General features: G+C 37.9%; 16 protein-coding genes and 1 pseudogene. 8 read left to right on the top strand and 9 right to left on the bottom strand.

Translation table 11 applies throughout. The features are described from left to right. Positions 1 to 35 precede the first annotated feature (35 nt). From phnD to phnE (HRT96_RS21080), 4 genes are all read left to right on the top strand, one after another. Entirely contained in the window at positions 36 to 1,076 is a 1,041-nt protein-coding gene (phnD, locus tag HRT96_RS21095; RefSeq protein ID WP_293160539.1) for a phosphate/phosphite/phosphonate ABC transporter substrate-binding protein, read from the top strand. 121 nt (positions 1,077 to 1,197) lie between these two features. Continuing rightward, the gene (gene phnC, locus HRT96_RS21090; protein ID WP_293160537.1) at positions 1,198 to 1,968 is read left to right on the top strand and encodes a phosphonate ABC transporter ATP-binding protein; all 771 of its coding nucleotides are present in this window, start codon (positions 1,198 to 1,200) and stop codon (positions 1,966 to 1,968) included. Then, the gene (gene phnE, locus HRT96_RS21085) at positions 1,956 to 2,753 is read left to right on the top strand and encodes a phosphonate ABC transporter, permease protein PhnE (RefSeq protein ID WP_293160535.1); all 798 of its coding nucleotides are present in this window, start codon (positions 1,956 to 1,958) and stop codon (positions 2,751 to 2,753) included. Before phnC ends, phnE (HRT96_RS21085) begins: the two co-directional genes overlap by 13 nt. After that, positions 2,753 to 3,610 carry a phosphonate ABC transporter, permease protein PhnE gene (gene phnE / locus HRT96_RS21080; RefSeq protein WP_293160533.1) on the top strand — a complete coding sequence of 286 codons (858 nt, stop codon included), beginning with the start codon at positions 2,753 to 2,755 and terminating at the stop codon, positions 3,608 to 3,610. Before phnE (HRT96_RS21085) ends, phnE (HRT96_RS21080) begins: the two co-directional genes overlap by 1 nt. A 154-nt stretch (positions 3,611 to 3,764) precedes the next feature. Here phnE (HRT96_RS21080) and HRT96_RS21075 read toward each other — a convergent pair whose 3' ends face one another. The 5 genes from HRT96_RS21075 to HRT96_RS21055 form a co-directional block, all read right to left on the bottom strand. Beyond that, the gene (locus HRT96_RS21075; protein ID WP_293160531.1) at positions 3,765 to 4,385 is read right to left on the bottom strand and encodes a DsbA family protein; all 621 of its coding nucleotides are present in this window, start codon (positions 4,383 to 4,385) and stop codon (positions 3,765 to 3,767) included. Positions 4,386 to 4,826: 441 nt separating this feature from the next. Further along, positions 4,827 to 5,432, bottom strand: a complete 606-nt coding sequence (locus HRT96_RS21070; protein ID WP_293160529.1) for a DMT family transporter — start codon at positions 5,430 to 5,432, stop codon at positions 4,827 to 4,829. Positions 5,433 to 5,497: 65 nt separating this feature from the next. Continuing rightward, on the bottom strand, positions 5,498 to 6,097 hold the full coding sequence (gene wrbA, locus HRT96_RS21065) for an NAD(P)H:quinone oxidoreductase (RefSeq protein ID WP_293160527.1): 600 nt from the start codon (positions 6,095 to 6,097) through the stop codon (positions 5,498 to 5,500). 168 nt (positions 6,098 to 6,265) lie between these two features. Further along, positions 6,266 to 7,156 (bottom strand): LysR family transcriptional regulator, encoded by an 891-nt coding sequence (locus HRT96_RS21060; RefSeq protein ID WP_293160525.1) that lies wholly within the window; start codon positions 7,154 to 7,156, stop codon positions 6,266 to 6,268. A 48-nt stretch (positions 7,157 to 7,204) separates the two neighbouring features. Then, positions 7,205 to 7,771 (bottom strand): pyridoxamine 5'-phosphate oxidase family protein, encoded by a 567-nt coding sequence (locus tag HRT96_RS21055; protein ID WP_293160523.1) that lies wholly within the window; start codon positions 7,769 to 7,771, stop codon positions 7,205 to 7,207. Positions 7,772 to 8,145: 374 nt separating this feature from the next. Between HRT96_RS21055 and HRT96_RS21050 the strand changes: the two genes are divergently transcribed. Continuing rightward, positions 8,146 to 8,724: a hypothetical protein gene (locus HRT96_RS21050; protein WP_293160521.1), complete on the top strand. Its 579-nt coding sequence runs from the start codon at positions 8,146 to 8,148 to the stop codon at positions 8,722 to 8,724. A gap of 291 nt (positions 8,725 to 9,015) precedes the next feature. Here HRT96_RS21050 and HRT96_RS21045 read toward each other — a convergent pair whose 3' ends face one another. Then, positions 9,016 to 9,897, bottom strand: coding sequence for a LysR substrate-binding domain-containing protein (locus HRT96_RS21045; RefSeq protein ID WP_293160519.1), 882 nt, complete (start codon positions 9,895 to 9,897; stop codon positions 9,016 to 9,018). Positions 9,898 to 10,036: 139 nt separating this feature from the next. Here HRT96_RS21045 and HRT96_RS21040 point away from each other — a divergent pair, with 139 nt between their 5' ends. After that, the gene (locus tag HRT96_RS21040) at positions 10,037 to 10,990 is read left to right on the top strand and encodes an aspartyl/asparaginyl beta-hydroxylase domain-containing protein (RefSeq protein WP_293160517.1); all 954 of its coding nucleotides are present in this window, start codon (positions 10,037 to 10,039) and stop codon (positions 10,988 to 10,990) included. Between the two features lie 16 nt (positions 10,991 to 11,006). Further along, positions 11,007 to 11,891, top strand: coding sequence for a DMT family transporter (locus tag HRT96_RS21035; RefSeq protein ID WP_293160515.1), 885 nt, complete (start codon positions 11,007 to 11,009; stop codon positions 11,889 to 11,891). Positions 11,892 to 11,940: 49 nt separating this feature from the next. Here HRT96_RS21035 and HRT96_RS21030 read toward each other — a convergent pair. Together HRT96_RS21030 and HRT96_RS21025 are read right to left on the bottom strand one after the other, a co-directional pair. After that, positions 11,941 to 12,247: pseudogene (locus tag HRT96_RS21030) on the bottom strand (transposase); the annotation flags it as partial. Between the two features lie 438 nt (positions 12,248 to 12,685). Continuing rightward, complete coding sequence (locus HRT96_RS21025) at positions 12,686 to 13,246, bottom strand: tyrosine-type recombinase/integrase (protein ID WP_293160513.1); 561 nt, start codon at positions 13,244 to 13,246, stop codon at positions 12,686 to 12,688. Positions 13,247 to 13,717: 471 nt separating this feature from the next. Between HRT96_RS21025 and HRT96_RS21020 the strand changes: the two genes are divergently transcribed. Beyond that, positions 13,718 to 16,075, top strand: a complete 2,358-nt coding sequence (locus HRT96_RS21020; RefSeq protein WP_293160511.1) for a DUF262 domain-containing protein — start codon at positions 13,718 to 13,720, stop codon at positions 16,073 to 16,075. A gap of 12 nt (positions 16,076 to 16,087) precedes the next feature. Here the strand turns inward: HRT96_RS21020 and HRT96_RS21015 are convergent, their stop codons facing one another. Further along, entirely contained in the window at positions 16,088 to 16,855 is a 768-nt protein-coding gene (locus HRT96_RS21015) for a hypothetical protein (protein ID WP_293160509.1), read from the bottom strand. Between the last annotated feature and the right edge of the window lie 112 nt (positions 16,856 to 16,967).

The raw sequence follows: 16,967 nt of genomic DNA, 5'->3' as shown, positions 1-16,967 counted from the left end.
ATTAATTCCAACAATAGTAAAAATAAGGTTCGAATATGAAAATCTGCGTTAAAGGATTGTTAATCGTTAGTTCACTATTATTCCCCTCCATCACTATGGCAAGTGAATGTGCTAGTCGTGGCGTACTAGACGATAGATACTGTGATGAAAATATGGACTTAGTTGCCGACACCCCCAAAGACCCAAGTGACTGGAGTGATCCAAGTACGTTGGTCTTTACCTATACACCTGTAGAAGACCCCGCTCTTTATAAAGATGCATTTGCAGATTTTCAAGCGCATTTAAGTAAAATCACAGGTAAACGCGTGATCTACTACACCGTACACTCAAACTCTGCACAAGTTGAAGCGATGCGTTCAGGTCGCCTTCATGTCGCAGGTTTCTCTACCGGTCCAACAGGTTATGCAGTAAACCTCGCCGGTTATGTACCCATTGCAGTTAAAGGGGATGAGAAAGGTTTCCACGGTTACAATCTGATCACGATTGTACGTAAAGATAGCGGCATTAACTCAATGGCTGATCTTAAAGGTAAAAAAGTGGCGCATACTTCCGCATCATCGAACTCAGGTAACTTAGCTCCCCGAGCTCTCTTCCCTGCTGAAGGTCTGGTCCCTGACGTCGACTACAAAGTATTTTATTCAGGTAAGCATGACCAATCCATTCTTGGCGTATTCAACGGTGATTACGATGCTGCACCTGTGGCTTCCGATGTATACGACCGTATGGTTGACGCTGGTCGTGTAGATGGTTCGGTACTCAAAATTATTTATCGTAGCCCACGTTTCCCTACATCAGCTTTTGGTTACGCACATAACTTGAAACCGGAACTGGCTAAAAAAATCCAAGAAGCTTTCTATAGCTACCGCTTCACAGACGAAATGAGAGCATCATTCAAAGGTGCTGACCGTTTCGCGCCAATCACTTATAAAGAAGAGTGGGGGGTGATCCGTGATATCGCTCATGCAACGGGTACTGCATATACAAAAACAGGTCTGAAAAAGTTAGCAGAAAAAGACGCAGCCAAGCGTGCTAAGAAAAAAGCGGCCGCGTTAGCAAAACTCGCCAAAACTCAGTAAGTACTTAATCGATTAATCACTTAATCAGTTAGTTCATATCTAATAAATCAATCTAGTGAAAAATCTATGCTCTCTCGGGTAGGGCATAGATCATTCAAAAATTCGACAAGGAAGCAGCACTATGGCCGTAGCAAGCTATGACGGAATAAAGATCAACAACCTTTATCATGAATATGTGGCCGGTAAGCCCATTCTTAAAGGTATTAATATCGACATCGACAAACCTGGCATCATCGCTATCATTGGTCCTTCAGGTACGGGTAAAAGTACGCTACTGCGTTGTATTAATCGCCTCAACGATCCCAGTAAAGGTGAAATTATTTTTGAAGGTGTAGACCTTACCCAACTAAAAGGTAAAGCATTACGCAAACAGCGTCGTCATATCGGTATGGTTTTCCAAGAATATAACCTGGTTGAAAGATTAACCGTGATTGAGAATGTACTCAGTGGTCGTCTTGGTTATATGACAGCTTGGAATGCTTGGCGACGAAATTACGCTCAAGCCGATCTTAATAAAGCCTTTGAATTATTAGATTTTGTTGGACTGTCTGAGTTTACGAATCAACGTGCGGATAGCTTGTCGGGTGGACAAAGACAACGTGTAGGCATCGCGCGAGCAATTATGCAAGACCCATATATTTTACTTGCTGATGAACCAACATCATCACTCGATCCGAAAACGGCCGTTGAAATTATGGAGTTAATGGAAACCTTTGCACAACAAAAAAATATTCCTGTATTGGTTAACATGCATGATGTGAATTTGGCCAAACGTTATGCTAAACGCATCATCGGTATGTGTAATGGTACTGTCCATTACGACGGTAGTCCCGAAGGTATTACAGAAGAAGACCTTAAAGTTATTTATGGAGGTGAATCATGGCTGGATTAACCCCAAACACGTCCCCAAACCGAGAAAACCCATTTAAAGCATCGTGGACAAATAGGCTAATTATCGCGGCTATTATTGGTTATCTGTTTTATAGCTTATCAACCTTAGGTTTGACTTTCGAACGGCTAGTGATTGGTTTTAGTGAAAGCGAGCGTTTACTTTCTCGTATGTTTCCACCTAATTTTTCACGCTCTGGTTTATTATTCAGTGGGTTACTGGAAAGTCTACAAATTGCAATTATCTCAAGTTTAATTGGTATTGTAATTTCGCTTTTCCTTGGACTGATGGCAGCGCGTAACATGATGCCAGCCATCGTTTCAACACCTGTTCGTGGCTTTATCGCATTATGCCGTTCTTTTCATCCCGTGATCATCGCGATCCTATTTGTAAAAGCGGTCGGTTTTGGGGCTCTCGCAGGGATCTTAACCTTGGTATTCGCTTCCATTGGCTTTATTGCCAAACTGTTTGCTGAAGCCATTGAAGAAATTTCGCTTAAATCCGTTGAAGCTATTCGCGCCACGGGTGCCAGCTTTGCCTGTGTGATCTTATATGCCGTATTACCACAAGTTTTTACTCGTTTCATTGGTTTTGCGAGCTATCAACTTGATTCTAATCTACGTAACTCCACTATGGTGGGGATTGTCGGTGCGGGTGGGCTAGGTGGTACATTATTCTCCGCTTTTCAACGCTTTGATTATGATTTCGTCTCTGCTATTTTAATCACCATTATTGCGCTTATTTTAGTTGGTGAATTTCTTTCCAATATTGTTAGGAGGGTTTTCTAATGACAGCTGCACATATCAATAATAAGTCTCATGTAGAAAATATACCTCACGTTGACAATATGTCTCATGTTGACAAAGAGTGGCAACGCTTTACATCAAGTGAGCGTATCGCCCGTTTTGCCATCTATTTATGCTTAGTTTCGGCAATCGTATGGTCATGGCAAACTGTTGAGGTTATTCCCGAGTTTCTATATGACGCTCCCGCTCAGTTTGCCGATATGTTTGAACGTATGATGCCATTGGATTATGCTTTTTATCCCGAGTCTATTCATGAAGCCATGATCGAAACATTGAATATTGCAACACTGGGCACCTTATTTACACTGATCTTTGCGATTCCATTAGCGCTGCTTAATGCGCCTAATATTACACCGAATAAAACGCTAAACTGGATTGCTCAAGTATTATTGGTAGCGACGCGCTCGGTCAATTCACTGGTTTGGGCATTGCTGTTTATTGCACTGTTTGGTCCTGGTCTTTTGGCTGGTATCATGGCAATTGCCATCCGTAGTATTGGTTTTGTTGGTAAACTTTTAGCAGAAGCACTGGCAGAAGTGAATGTCGGACCGATTGAGGCACTGAGAGCAACGGGGGCATCATGGATGAGTATTCTACTTAAAGGTTACTGGCCACAAGTCATGCCAGCGTTCTACTCGATTATTCTATTCCGCTGGGATATTAATGTCCGTGAATCTGCGGTATTAGGTCTGGTCGGTGCTGGTGGCATTGGGGTTATTCTCAATGATGCACAAAACCTATTTGAATGGCAAAAAGTAGCGATGGTATTGGTGAGTATTTTTACCGTGGTGATAATAGCTGAAATCGTCGTCGTCCATATTCGAAATAAGATTATTTAATCACTATGAATGATCTTGTTTATGCGAAGGGGTAAGTCATTAAGTAAGACTACATAAAACGGCTTTTATAAGCCGTTTTTTCACTTCAATTTATTCATCATAAAACCCACATGATGAGCCATGGCTTAAATACAAAAGTGCTGTTCAAGTGCTGCTATTGACTAAATAACGCGTCTAATTGTTGATTAGTCAATGCTTGAGAAATAACTTTTTCACCGTTAATGACTATGGTGGGGATTGTTCTGATCCCCAACTTATTCGCCTGACGTATATCTTTTTCTACGGCTTGTTTCACTTTGTCACTAAATAACGTATTGCTAAACTCGATTGGATCTAACCCTATTATTTTGGCTGTTGCTATGATCACCTCGGTATCAGCAATATTCGAATTCAGCAGCAAATGTTGGCGCTGTATTTCATCGAAATAATCCCAATGTGTATTACTGTCACCCATTAGCTCGGCTGTTTTCGCCCCTAATGCTGCTAGGTAACCGCTAGGATAAGAAAATGACGTAGCTCGCATACCTTCTATATTGATACTACTGGGATCATCGGCTTGAGCTTTGCATGATTCCCAATGGGTTAAGATCTCGAATTTAGCGGATGTTAAAGATCCAAAGCGTTGCACCATTTCTTCATCGTTACGTTGCAATACAAAGCAACGTTGTTGAATTTCTATGTTTTTATTTTTTAGTAGGTTCCTAAGGCGCGGGCTTAATAGGTAACACCACCCACATACTGCGTCATGATAAAATTCTATTTTAATTTTAGGCATATTGTTTCCCATCCGTATGGTTGAATAGTTTTTTAGTATAAATCTAACAACTTAGTTTGAATATTGCATAAAATCGCTAATCATTAGTGATTATATTAACAACACCGTTCATTTTGAGTGACTAAAAGAGCGCGGGATTTTAAATTCATGATTAATTAATATTAATGCGATGAACGTAAACATGATGCCCAGGAATACAGATGGAGGCGCAGCATTACCATAGATGAAAATATCGATTAGCAATACCATACTTGGTATTAGGTAACTGTAAGACATGACAATAGTCGCGTCGAGTATCTGTGTGCAATATGTATTTGCCAAAAAGTAATAATAGTTGTGAAGATTGAGAGGTATAATAGAGTTAAGTAATCTTGATAGTTAAGTATGCCCCATTGTAGTTCGCCTTTCTGTTCAATTAGCGCTATCGCTATCAATGCAATACTACCAATCAGCATTATCACAAAATGTGATTACAGCAGAAGATGCCGTTAACATGCCTTTTTTCTTGGAAAAATTAACAAAAGGTCCATAAAATGCGAAGGTTATACAACCAAATATAAAAGTCTGATCGCCAGAATTAAAAGAAAAGGCAGACAGTAACTCGATATCCCCTTTTAAAACGGCCCATATCGCACCAACAGCACCAAGAAGCAGAGCCGTTTTAATATGTTTGGATATTTTAACTTTAAAAATCTGATTGGATATTAACGCCGTAAATAATGGCACCGAGGTGAACAATATTCCGGTATGTAATGGTGTGGTTGTTTCTAATGCTTTAAATAGAGACCAAAAATAAAAAACTAAACAAGCTGATAATGTCGAGTAGCATATGAAATCTTTTATTTTTGGTAATTTAATTTTGAATTTAAAAGATATAGATATAAATATAAAAAACAAACAACTACTAATGATAAACCTTAAAGCCGTTATGCTTGTCGTATCAATTTTACCGACAATCAGCGACGCAGCAGGAAATGAACTTGCAATGAGTATTGACCATGTCACCATTAATAGGTGAGCTTTTTTGTTACTGTCAAAAGAGAACATTAGTTAGTTTTCCTCAAGGATATTTACAACATTATTAATGTTTGTTTTTTATAAAATTAATCTTTTTATGCACTTAACTTACGCGCTAGTTTGGCGACATGCTGGCCTTGAAAGAAGGCTAATGCCATTTCTTTGTCGGACGGTTGTCTAGAACCATCAGGCCCAGCAATACATGCGGCGCCTAACGGCGATCCCCCTTTGACTTCAGATATATCACCTAAATCCGGTGCTGAATATGGCAGACCGACGACGACCATGCCGTGATGGAATAAGGTGGTATGAAAAGATTGAATCGTGGTTTCATTACCACCGCCAGTACCTGTTGAGGTAAATACACTGCCAATTTTCCCGATCAGTTTACCTTCGGACCATAGCCCGCCAGTTTGATCCAGGAAGTTTCTCATTTGAGCCGCCATATTGCCGAATCGTGTGGGTGTGCCAAAGATTATCGCATCATAGTTTGCCAAGTCTTCAGGTTTTGCATAAGGAGCCTGTTGCTCTAATTTGATCCCGGCTTGTTTTGCTACATCATCAGGCATTAATTCGGCTACACGCTTTATGTCTACCTCCATCCCCGAAATAGAGATAGCCCCTTCCGCTATCGAATTTGCCATCAGTTCTATATGACCATAACTTGAGTAATAAATAACGAGTACTTTTGTCATAACATTCCCTTATGTTTTTAGGTAATTAATTCAAAAAAATATGTGATGAAATAAATATTAATGGGTTTATTTACATATATATATTGAAAAAAACAGGTAGTAACTAGTCATAAAATGAGGAGGATATGATTGAGTGAAGAAAGGGCTGATATGTAGGAACTGAACTAATTATTTGAAATCGACATCCTTAAGCGCACTGAAGAGTTCAAATAAGGTATTTACTTCAGCGGAGCGGGCTAAGTCAGCATTCATGCCCATCTGTAATCTGACGATGCGGCTGGCACCTTTAGTGAGGTCAACCGTCACGAGGGTACCTTGGTTTAGATGAGGTCTGGCTAAATGTTCGGGTAACCAACCAAACCCGAGGTTTTTTAAGATACAGTTTTCGGCCATAAGGGTACTGCTGGTTGTTAAACGGTTATGCGAACCTAGCCAACCACTGTCAAAATCTTGATTACCTGAATCACGAATGATTAAGTGTCGGTACGCTTTTAAATCATCCTGTTCGACGTCCGTCTGTGTCGCTAACGGTGATTCTGATGAGCATACGCATAGCATGTCTATTTCCATTAACGATTCTAAAATTATATTTTTGGGCAAATTACTCGCGATAGCTAAAGATACGGAACCGGTTGAAAGTAGGGCGCTAGCACCGGACAATGACGTTTCATAGATCTGCAGGGATACATTGGGAAAGACTAAATTAAAACGGTCGATAACTTCACAAATAAAAGGGTGTGGCAGTAACACGTCCACTGCAATATTTAATTCATTGATAAGATGCCCCTGATATTTTCTCGCGAGCATTTCTATTTGCAAGGCATTATTTTGCAGTCTTTGTGCTTTAGGTAATAAGCTACAACCAAGTTCCGTTAATACCGAACGTCGACCTTCAATCGTAAATAAAGCGTTACCTAAAATAGACTCCATTTTTTTGATACTATGACAAATGGCCGATTGGCTTTTATTCAGCGTTTTAGCTGCTTTGACACTACTACCTTTCTCTGCTACCGATATAAATGCACGCCACATTTCAAGCGTTATACGTGTAGACATCATCTTCTTTCCTTGAATGTTATTTGGATATATTACGTCACGCTGGCCGCTTTAAGCATTCATATCAATGCCTGTTCGTTCCACTATTTCAGTTTCAAAACCATCAATACTTTGCTGATTTTTTTTAATCCAATATTTTTCAATACCCTCTTTACCTTGACTAGTAGACCAGTTAGCTAAGTCATCGCGATCTTCATTATAATTGAAGTAAGGTACAGACTTGCCACAAGATGATTGAACCATTTCGATATTTAAAATAAATATTTGTCGGGCCGCAACACTGTGTGGGAATAGCGCGCAGTATTTATCCCATTCAGGATCTTTTTGATGGATTACTTTTGCATTGCCATAAGCACGCAGGATCAAAGGTGCCCCTTCAAAAGCGCAAAACATGACTGTCATGCGTGGATTTATTATCACGTGAGAAGCTGACTCATTGCCACTACCAGTCAGGTTAAGCCAAGCAAGGGTGTTGGTATCTATGACTCGAAGGGAGTCTCCACCTTTAGGTGAAAGGTTTACATTGCCAGTATCAGCTGCAGTGCCGACAAAATAAAGGCGCTGTTTGCCAATGAATTCAATATGTTGCTCTGTTAACGCTGAAAACTGCTTTCCCATGTGACTCTCCATCGCGGTTAGTATTAATTATTAATATTTGTTGTGTATGCTTATGATTTAGCTTTATATATTTGTAACATGCTAAACCGTAAAAAATATCAATCGTAAAAATATTAATGACGATATAATCATAAATGTCGTATTAGCAGCGAGTTCAGCAATATAGTCTGAACACGAAAATAAAACAGCTGAAATACCAATGCGACTTCTGGCTATAAAGACACGGGCAAGCAATGACTAAATCGGGTGAGTGCATTGTCATTACCTTACCAATTGTTTACCGACCGTTGAAACGACAGCATTTATCTACAACATGAAAATAAAGCAAAAATTAATGCCAACAATCTAAATCTGGATATATGAATAGGGATATTATGAAACAATCAGTAATAACAGCTTTAATTGCTGTGCTTATGACAAGTAGCGCTTATGCACAATCTGACACCGCGAAAGAAGCAGCCTCTGGCACCGTTGGTAATATAAAGTTAAAGTCTAATTTAGACCGTCCTAGCGATGGTTTTTGCATCGATGTAATCGGCTTTAGTCCGTACGAAAGACTGGATTTACCGCTTATCGCTCATAATTGTAAGTCTGGATTATACAAAGATCAGGCTATGTCGGTTTTCAATAACGGACAAATATATTTACCTGCATATGATAAATGCGTTACAGCGATCGCACCTCATACACGTGCTTTGCCTGGTTCGTCTCTAATGGCAAGAGACTGCGGAGAGCATTCCAATTTTTTGCAAGCGGCGCCATTACAACTATTCAACTGGCTTAACGGCCGTATTACACTAAGAAATTCCGATCTATGTATTACCGCGGGTGAACGCTCTGATCAAACGTCATCATCGCTTCACCGATGGCGTGCGCTGACGTTACAAATATGTAATAACACCCCTTCAGAACGTATAGAGTGGCAATTTGTAGCTGGTATCATAGAAAAGTAGAAATCTTTTTATCTTAATAAGAACAGCGGTAGAACTGCAATCAAAAATTTAGCTGTGGCTGTTTTCGATTGATTAATTAGCCGCGGCAATGTCGGCCATTAATGCTTTATTATTGACGTTAATATTAATAGGTTAAGGCCGTTATTCTCGATGATGCCTGATTTGGGGCGATGGCTTATGACCATACTATTGCGGTTGTTTTTCTTTATGTTTAAGCGGATGTAGACGCCTTCTAAAATTTGGTGGCCCTCTCAAACTTGAGTTTAACTGTAAACAATAAATAGCCACCAATTAAACAACTTTCAACTGGTGTTTACGACTACGGGACCAACGGAAATACTCTCTAACCACGCAGGCAAACATCTGAGTAAGGGAGTTATCAGCATGATCATTATACGCCATCGAAATTTCTAAATTACCCAAAGGGGGAAATCCATCGGTTTCAGTTAATACTTTGAAATCTTGATTAGAGGTACTCGCCAGTATTGCTGAAACATAATACCCCGATGATACTGCAGCCAGAATACCCGCATGGCTGGAGCTGTGGAAACCCATCGTATAATCCTTTCCTACTTGTACTAATCCATTTAAGGCTATTTCACGATCAGCACAACCTTTAGAGAATAAAGCGAGCGGCACGGGTGTCTTTTTATAAACGTCAGACGTACGCGAGCACATCCACAGTAAGGGTTCTACGTGTAACGTTTCACTGTTGATATTACTTGGACAACATTGTGTCAGCACTATATCTAACTGTCCTTTTTCATACATAGTCCAAATAGATTCGCTGTAACCACAATGTACTTCAATTTGTAACCCAGGGTAGCGCTCTGAACACGACATCAGTATGTCTTTCAAAAAACAGGTGGCGTAAGTATCTGACGTGCCTACACGTAACCAACCTTTTGGTTGATTTTCGCATAAAGCCGAAACCGCCTCGTCATTGATAGACAGCATTTTTACTGCATAGGGCAGTAACCGTTCCCCTTGAGCCGTCAACGTCACACCGTTGCGATTCCGTATAAACAAAATAGCATTTAGCTGTTTTTCTAACTTCTGAATCTGCTGGCTGATTGCAGATTGAACTCGACACAAACGCTCAGAAGATTTTGAAAAGCTCTTAAGCTCTGCCACTGTCACAAATGATCTTAACTGAGATGTGTCGAAGTTCATATTTCCGCCGTTGTATCAATGTTTGTGATTTAACTGATCAATATTATTAATTTTTGTAATGCTAATTGCAATGCTAATTTAGCAGTTGAAAAAAAATACTTCAATTTAAAATAAATAAAAACAAAAAAGGTATAGATTTATGGCTTCGCACATCCTTGGTAAAATCGATTTAGCACGTTTCCAATTTATCGAAAAGCAACGGGGAAATAATGATTCCCCTGCAAGTAACACGGAAGTTGAAAACGATGGGAAAAACGACTGTAAATTAGAAGACGAAATCAACTTTCTTAATGCCATTCCAAAGCAAAGAGAAGAATACGATGAGTTCGGACAAGGATATTGGAAGAACCTATCATTGTATAATGCCTCAGGTGTTGCAGAAGATTCTCAGTATCGTGATGCACAAACTTGCGTCCCAACTGAATACATGAATAATTGCCCAACCATTCAGCGTTTAATTAATGAAGTCTTCAATTCTAAATACCTTCGCATGGTACGTGCACGCAATTTGATTGATGGTATGGTAATGCCACACCGCGATTTTGTAGAACTAGAAACAAATGTTCGCTACTACCGCGTATTTATCGCGATTGAAAAAAACTTAGAATCTTTCCACTCTGATGAAAGTGGCGTGTTCCAAATGCAACCGGGAGAAGTATGGTTTCTTGATGCAGCAATAGACCATGCTGCCATTAACTTTTCAACTAACAGCCGGATGTTCTTATGCTTTGACTTCGTTTTAGAGCATGGTATCGATGAAAGAGTCATCTTCAACCAAAATGCAGATATCGACTTTGAAGCTCAGCCAACTTATATTTCGCGTGAACCGATGAATGAAATAACGAAAGAACGAATCATCGCGAACGTGTCCGGGTTGATGAACAAATACACATTCCGAGATCTTGTTTTCACGTTGTCAAAATTCCATTTCACGCACAAACTAACAGTGCGTGAAGCATATGACTGGTTGATTGAAGCGGCAAAACGTACCAATGATGATGATCTTGTCATTAAAAGCCAACAAATGAAACGCTACCTAATCGAGCACCGTGAAATGAACGAACGCTTCACTATTAATTCTTGGGCTGCATAACATAGGGGATAGAGCGATGCTAAATCTAGATAAACTCTCACCAATACTCTTTCTTCTCATGTGGAGCAGTGGCGCTATTTTCGTGAAAATGGGATTAGAAGATGCATCGGTCTGGTCATTCCTTACATTACGGGCCACTGGTGCATTAGTATTGATTACCATCATTGCCATATTCTGGCGAGGATCACAATTTACTTCATTGGCCAAATTACCGCTCCCTATTCTAATAAAACTATTATTGTCCGGTTTGCTATTACAGGTGTGTTATCAAGGTAGTTACTTTCTGGCCATTAATTATAAGCTTTCTCCTGGAATAGTGGCTATGGTACTGGGGTTACAACCCCTATTAACACCATTTTTTAGTAAAGAAGATCTCTCATTAAAAAGTTATCTTATGCTTACATTAGGTTTTGCAGGATTAATTATTGCTGTATATGGAGCAAGAGATGTTAGCCACATTACATTTTTAGGGCTGCTGTTTGCTGTTGCGGCGGTATTGGCCATTACTACGGGCTCTGTGTATCAAAAAAAGATTCAAGTTCATCCTATTGCATCAGCATTAGTTCAAAATGCTATCGCTGCATGCATCTTTATGGTTATTTCATCGTCGGTTGGCTGGGAAATACATTGGACAACACAGTTTATAATTTCTGCTGCATGGATGATTGGCGTGGTCTCGACAGGTGCTGTCTTGTTACTTCTGTATATGCTGACCAAAGATTCAGCCAGCAGTGTCAGTGTATTGTTCTACCTTGTGCCTATTCTAACGATGGTATTTGATTATATGGCCTTCGGCACCACCATCACAGTAACAACAGTGTTGGGCTCGTGTATGGTTATAGGTTCGATCTATTTATTCAGACAACCTGCGATGACGCCAAAACTAGCGAAGATTAATTAACGAGTTCCGTTCGACATAGGATAATCTTAACTTAATTGCAGTCAGTTCCAATTGTTTTGGCTCGTTTACTTATGCTCGAATAATTGGGACTACGCAGTGGCACATTCATCAGAGAAAAAACGGAATAGATAAAGCCTGTAACGAGCGTAATGGTAGCGAAAACACGCCTTTCACCATTACGCAGTTTCAATATCGACATCAGAGAGTTGAAATCCTCGACCACGCTTTCTGTGGTGTTTAGTGCAAGTCCATGCCTCTATGGCAGATTCGTCTACCCAAAATGTAATTGAACCACGTTGAGTTAACGCACGAGTATACTCTGGATAGTTTGTGACTTTGTTCTTCGAATTACCCATCAGATAAATCTTTTTAAATCCGAGGTAATGATCGGATCACAAGATTTACGAAAGGTTCCTTGATTTAGTCAACAACGCCACTGTAACTTATAAATATTGCTGTTGGTTTTCATAAGCAACTGATAAGAATTAAAAATGTATCTAACTCATGGGTTTAACATGCTTTTTCTGTAAAATACACCACTAGATATGGCGGTAATGCTAGTAGCTATAAGCCGAATAAAATCATAATAATCAATATTGCATATCATTAAATCAAACTTGGCATACTTCATTTAATGCATGGCATCAGTTGTTGTCAGCTTCCTTTCTGATGTGAAATGGGGATTTGAGAACTTCAGATGGGGTAATTGGAGGGTGAAAGGGGTTTCAACTACCCATTATCATAAATTGGGTAGTTGGTTTATTTATGCTGGTGGAGAGTAATAAACAGCGTGACTAAATTTCTAAATCCACAAAATCCTTATCAACATCATCCTGGGTAATACCAATATAACGCAGCGTGACACCTTCAGATGAGTGGCGAAGCATTTTCATCACACGGGCAATATCTTTAGTGTTTTGATAAAGGTGGTATCCTCGCGTTTTACGCATCGAGTGTGTCCCTAGCGCAATATTAACTTCTTTACCTATCATCGCAAAGGCTTCTGATACAGCGCGTCTAGTAAGTGGTTTAGGGGTTTTGTTGATAGCTTGCTGATTACGGTAGGATTGAAACAAATAAACATGACAAGGATGTTTAGTTTGTATCAGCTGAATTGTGGTTAAGGCTTTTTGATTAAGTTGAATATTGGCGAGCTTGCCTGTTTTTGATTCTTTAATTAACAATCTATCGTCATGGATATCATTAAATTTAACTGATAATAAATCAGATATCCTCAATGCTAAATTTAAACCTATATTCCACACGTCTGCCATCTGCTTGCTATAACGTCGCTCTAATAAATGACTAATTAATTTTACCTTATCCAGATCTTTTACTGCTTGTACTTCTGCCATTATTTTAATCCTCTGAGAGTGGGTTCATAGAGGTAATATATGTTTGAAAATATTTGGAATCGGAACGATACAGATTGACCTTGACCTAGCTCTGCGTTAGTACGTTGAAAATAGCCGGATTAAAACTTAGTCTCTGATCTACTCAGGTTTGAGTTAAAACTTTTACTTTAATACCTTTGTTCCAGCACTAACTATTAACTAGTTGTGAAATACTTAGTATTTGCAAATTTCAGGTTTTTTAGATGAATCGTATGTGTCATTAGTTAATATCGAATTGCGTTTTGCGGTCTTTTCGCGATAAATATGATGATTTACAGTCTACCCTCCGGTTTCTTAGATACAGTGTTTTGGCTTTTAGTTAAGAGATATCTTCATTATGTAACGTGCGAATACGGAACAATTAAAATAATAATAGTGTTATAATGCCATTACTTTATAATTTATTCTTTCAATCAATGGACAGGCTTTCATATGGCGAATAATCGGGAAATAAACAAGCAATTCAAAACTGAGATGGCAGAAAACCTCCACATTCGTTCCACTTCGCAATCCATTGATACCTTATCAACTTCTCGTCGTAAAAAAATAGATTATGAGGCTCCATATCAACGTAATTACGTTTGGAATGAAGAAAAAGCCACCTTCTTTATTGAAAGTATATTATTGGGTGTTGAGATTCCACCTATAATCTTATTTATTCATGCTCACGATAAGAAAACTTTAGAGGTTATCGATGGTCGTCAAAGGTATGAAACGATAGAACGATTTAAAGCAGGAGTGTTTTCCCTTCGAAAAAATGGTTTAAGTAAACTAAAAAACTTATCCGGTAAGAAGTATGAAGACCTAGTCGATGGTGACGGTAAAGCAGATAAAAATGAAAAATATCGTCGTGCATTTGATAACACCACATTAAGAATCATTGAATTCTCAAGTAAAAATCCAAATGACGTTAGTGACACCCAAATACGATTAGAAGATAAAATAAGCAAAGAAATATTTCGCCGCTATAACACGGGTATTACTCCTTTAAAAAAAGTAGAAGTAAAAAATGCTCGTCATGAGATGGATAATTTTACTAGCCTCATGAAACGAAGTATTTCTGAGAATGAACATAATTGGGTTGATGATTTTAACGATCTATTTTTAAAAATAAAACCAGAAAATCGTAGCCAAGACAAAACTATGAATAAGTTGCGAGATTTAATTGTAATTGCATATTTTCCTATTAATATTTATGCAAGTACTTCTGAGCGTTCTGATGTTAATGAGCATTTATTCAAAGAATTTATTGAAAGTGATAATTCAGAAAATAGTTTAAATGATTTACAAGAAGAAAAACTTCAAAAATTAATAGATAAAATGAGCCCCTTAAAACAATTGAAAGAAAAAATTGGTGTTAATGAATGGTTAATATATCAATGCATTTTTTGGGCTTTAACTGTTGTAGAAAATGAAGGTATTGAGTCACAATCAATATTAACTACAAGCTTTATTGATGAATTAGCAAAAGAGATAAAATCAAACATCAATTTATTTATCAGTGCTGATAAAGGTTTTTCATCAACGACCACCGAACGATTTAAAGTAATAGCTAGCTTTTTTAATTTAAAAACAGGTATCAACTTTAGTGACTACTTAAGAAATTCCCGAAAGAAAAATACTCATGAAGATTCCGATTTTAAAGAGCAGCGACTGGCTAGGCAAGAAGCTGAAACAACAACAGTTGAAGACCTTATTTTAAAAATGGTTAATAATGAATACCAATTAAGACCTCCCTATCAACGACAAGAAGTAATTAATAATAAAAAAGCTTCAGGGATAATCGAAAGTATACTATTAGGTATTCCTTTACCTACTATATTTATATACAGGCGTAACGATGGTATCTGCGAGGTTGTAGACGGCCAGCAGAGACTGCTAAGCATACTAGGTTTTATTGGAGAAGCTAAATCTATTCTTTTTGAAAAAGATGTTACGCCAAAAACTGACATGCACTCTAAAAAAGATAAAAATTTTAAATTAGCGAAAACATTACCTATTTTACGAGAGAATCGAGGAGATAATTTTTCAGCTCTTAATGAAGCTTTACAGGACAAAATCTGGGATTTTGAGCTAAGTATTGTGTATATCAACGAAGATACTAATCCCGATTTTGATCCGATTGACTTATTTATTCGTTTAAATGATAAATCATACGACATTAAAGATCCAAGCTTTGAGATGTGGAATAGCTATGCTGCTCCCGATGTAATGAAAAAAATTAAAAAATTAGCGCATGATTATCGGCACTGGTTTTATTATATTATGGATGACAAACGAATGAAGTTAGAAGAACTTTTGTTATCAATAACTTATGTTGATTTTGAGTCGGAGTGTACTAGTGTTTTTGAGCCGATACAGATATATCAGGCGTCAGGAAATCCAATTACATTCCGTGTAGAAAACCCTAAAATTGATTATTGGTTAGATACAGTAGAAGTCGATCAAGATAAAAATAACAAAGCTCTTGTTAGTATTAATAATGTTGAAAATTTTATTAATAAGGTGTCTCACCTTATTGGTGTTGAAATAGGTAATAAGGAAAAGGCTGATAGGTTTGATGAACTTATCAGTTTAACAACAAGGGCCAGAAACCAAAGAGGGTTCTATATGCTATGGCTTTTACTAGCAGAAGTAAATATTCAAAAAATAGAATCTTGTAGAGAAGATATATTTTTGTCAGTAAAAAATTTCATAGATATAAACAAGAGGTTAGACATAAGTGAAAATGAAACAGTGAAAAATAAATTTCAAGCCCTAGTGGAACAGTTTTGGTCTGAATGGGCTTGATTTGTAGTCCTATTAAATACCATTGCACTCTAAAAGTCTTGTAACTTCGGGGTACTTCTCCCGAAGCAATTTTTGTTCTTTTTGTATTAGAAAATAGAAGTTATGGTCCTCTAAATCATCTTTAATACTTCTAATGTGTTGATTTATTAGTGGCTCACATAATTTATTTTGGCCTACTTTCAATAGTGTCGAAATGGTATTAAAGAAACTCTTAAATGTTTTAACACGATTACGACGTTGAACTGATATTTCTTTTGCATTAAGCATGGTTGATATATCAGTATTTTTAAAGCGAAGGTCATAAGGCTTTTGGTTGTTTGCTAAGCAGTATTCTCCAGTATCGATTATAAATTCTAATTGATTACAATCTTTTAAATCACAAGGATTTAGTATTGGATATTCAGGATTATCAAACTCACCTTTCTCTGTATTACATGATTCACAGGACCAAATGTAATTAGTCCACTCATAAGTTAATCTAGGGTGTATTGCTTTTGCTCTATAATGATCAACATGGCCTCGAGGGCTAATTTTACTATCCGTTTCTCTCCTTGGTGTAGGTCTAGAACATCCGCAATATCCACAGTTGTTTTTAAATGTTAAAATTAAAGCAAACCGCACTTTATCATTGAGCCAATGTGAGTCATTTGGTTTTTTATCTTTGATTAACCCCCCATCTTTATCTTTTTTTTCTTCATAAAAATCGACCCAAGATTTTGTCCATTTTATTTTATTGTCTTTAAGGAGTGTTGGTTCTACGCCGCGCTTAATATACTCCATTACTGACTCTCATCTTTCAACTTTTCCATTAAATCTATCGGTCGATGTCAACATAGTTGCAATGATGGGTTGTTATTAAGCCGCTAATTTCAGCTCATTTTCTGCTGGTTTA

Origin of the sequence: Moritella sp. (genome assembly GCF_013215705.1) — a bacterium.
Lineage (GTDB): Bacteria > Pseudomonadota > Gammaproteobacteria > Enterobacterales > Moritellaceae > Moritella.
The sequence above is the reverse complement of the archived record's forward strand: the minus strand, read 5'-3'. Positions and strand labels throughout refer to the sequence as shown.

Coding starts and splice junctions, on each gene's coding strand:
- HRT96_RS21040 (WP_293160517.1), top strand. CDS start 10,037: ATGGCTTCGCACATCCTTGGTAAAATCGATTTAGCACGTTTCCAATTT.
- phnC (WP_293160537.1), top strand. CDS start 1,198: ATGGCCGTAGCAAGCTATGACGGAATAAAGATCAACAACCTTTATCAT.
- phnE (WP_293160533.1), top strand. CDS start 2,753: ATGACAGCTGCACATATCAATAATAAGTCTCATGTAGAAAATATACCT.
- HRT96_RS21015 (WP_293160509.1), bottom strand. CDS start 16,855: ATGGAGTATATTAAGCGCGGCGTAGAACCAACACTCCTTAAAGACAAT.
- HRT96_RS21060 (WP_293160525.1), bottom strand. CDS start 7,156: ATGATGTCTACACGTATAACGCTTGAAATGTGGCGTGCATTTATATCG.
- HRT96_RS21045 (WP_293160519.1), bottom strand. CDS start 9,897: ATGAACTTCGACACATCTCAGTTAAGATCATTTGTGACAGTGGCAGAG.
- wrbA (WP_293160527.1), bottom strand. CDS start 6,097: ATGACAAAAGTACTCGTTATTTATTACTCAAGTTATGGTCATATAGAA.
- phnE (WP_293160535.1), top strand. CDS start 1,956: ATGGCTGGATTAACCCCAAACACGTCCCCAAACCGAGAAAACCCATTT.
- HRT96_RS21035 (WP_293160515.1), top strand. CDS start 11,007: ATGCTAAATCTAGATAAACTCTCACCAATACTCTTTCTTCTCATGTGG.
- HRT96_RS21075 (WP_293160531.1), bottom strand. CDS start 4,385: ATGCCTAAAATTAAAATAGAATTTTATCATGACGCAGTATGTGGGTGG.
- HRT96_RS21050 (WP_293160521.1), top strand. CDS start 8,146: ATGAAACAATCAGTAATAACAGCTTTAATTGCTGTGCTTATGACAAGT.
- HRT96_RS21070 (WP_293160529.1), bottom strand. CDS start 5,432: ATGTTCTCTTTTGACAGTAACAAAAAAGCTCACCTATTAATGGTGACA.
- HRT96_RS21020 (WP_293160511.1), top strand. CDS start 13,718: ATGGCGAATAATCGGGAAATAAACAAGCAATTCAAAACTGAGATGGCA.
- HRT96_RS21025 (WP_293160513.1), bottom strand. CDS start 13,246: ATGGCAGAAGTACAAGCAGTAAAAGATCTGGATAAGGTAAAATTAATT.
- phnD (WP_293160539.1), top strand. CDS start 36: ATGAAAATCTGCGTTAAAGGATTGTTAATCGTTAGTTCACTATTATTC.
- HRT96_RS21055 (WP_293160523.1), bottom strand. CDS start 7,771: ATGGGAAAGCAGTTTTCAGCGTTAACAGAGCAACATATTGAATTCATT.